The following is a 1,286-nucleotide window of genomic DNA, read 5'->3' on the forward strand; positions in this document are numbered from 1 at the left end:
AGTCGTCGGCGCGGATGCTGGACAGTGCGCCGCCGTAGCGACCAAAGGGGGTGCGGATGGCGTCGCAGATGAAGGCTTCGGGGGTGGTGCTCATGGTGTCTCAGAATAAAAGAATAATTAAAAAGAAGAGCTGCTAGCGCTTACTGCACAAGCGCTAGCAGCTGATTTGGTGCAGAACTGTTAGTTCAGCTGCAGCAACGCCAGATCGCCTTTGGCAAAGCCGTGCCCCACGTGCTGGGCCAGCTCATGCTGCATCTGGGCTTGCTCGGCGGCGCTGAACTGGCTGAGCCAGAACATGGGGCCCCCTTCCCAGCGCGGGAAGCCATAGCCTTGCACCAGTGCCACGTCAATGTCCGAGGGCTGGCGGGCCACGCCTTCGGCCAGCAGCAGCGCCGCTTCGTTGCACATGGCCATGAGCGTGCGGCGCACGATCTCGGCATCGGTCAACCGGCGGCGTGTGAGGCCACGCGCTTGCGAGGCTTGCTCGATCACGGCTTTGACGGTGTCATCCACGGCTGCCGACTTCTTGCCCTCCGCATAGGTGTAATAACCTGCGCCGGTCTTGCGGCCCAAACGGCCTTGCTCGCACAGTTGGTCGAGGATGGAGACATAGCGCTCTTTGGGGTCACGCGTGGCCGCCTGCGACTTGCGCATGCGCCAGGCGATATCCAGCCCAGACAGGTCAGCCACGGCAAACGGCCCCATCGCAAAGCCGAACTGCTGCAGCGCAGCGTCTACCTGCTCGGGCAAGGCACCGTCTTCCAGCATGAACTCCACCTGCTTGCGGTAGGCGTTGTAGATGCGGTTGCCAATAAAGCCAAACGCATTGCCGCACAGCACGGGCAGTTTGCCCAGCTTCTTGCCCAGTGCCATGCCGGTGGCAATGGCATCAACAGCCGTGCCTTGCAAGCGCACGACTTCCAGCAGCTTCATCACGTTCGCGGGGCTGAAGAAGTGCAGACCGATCACATCCTGTGAGCGTGAAGTGGCCTGAGCAATGGCATCCAAATCCAGGTATGACGTGTTGGTGGCCAGCAAAGCACCTGCGCGGGCATGCTGATCAATGGTCTTGAAGACGTTTTGCTTGACGGCCAAGTCTTCAAAGACAGCTTCAATGACCACATCGGCCTGGGCCAGCTGCGCCCAATCCAAGGTGCTGGTGAGCGCGGCCTTGCGGGCTGCGGCTTTGTCTGCAGCCAGCTTTCCCGCCGCAACACGCTGGTCGTAGAAGTCCTGCACACGCTGCACACCACGGTCTAGCGCCGCTTGGTCTTGCTCGAAGATTT

The 1,286-nt window shown here is 61.0% G+C and carries 1 protein-coding gene; it reads right to left on the reverse strand.

Annotation, left to right across the window (positions count from 1 at the left end; translation table 11 throughout):
* Nucleotides 1-180: 180 nt before the first annotated feature.
* The coding region (locus tag AC27VO_RS16450; RefSeq protein ID WP_488667794.1) for a 3-hydroxyacyl-CoA dehydrogenase at nt 181-1,286 on the reverse strand (1,106 nt) is incomplete at its 5' end.

The sequence above is a fragment of the Comamonas sp. 14P8.1.4 genome, from assembly GCF_057799285.1.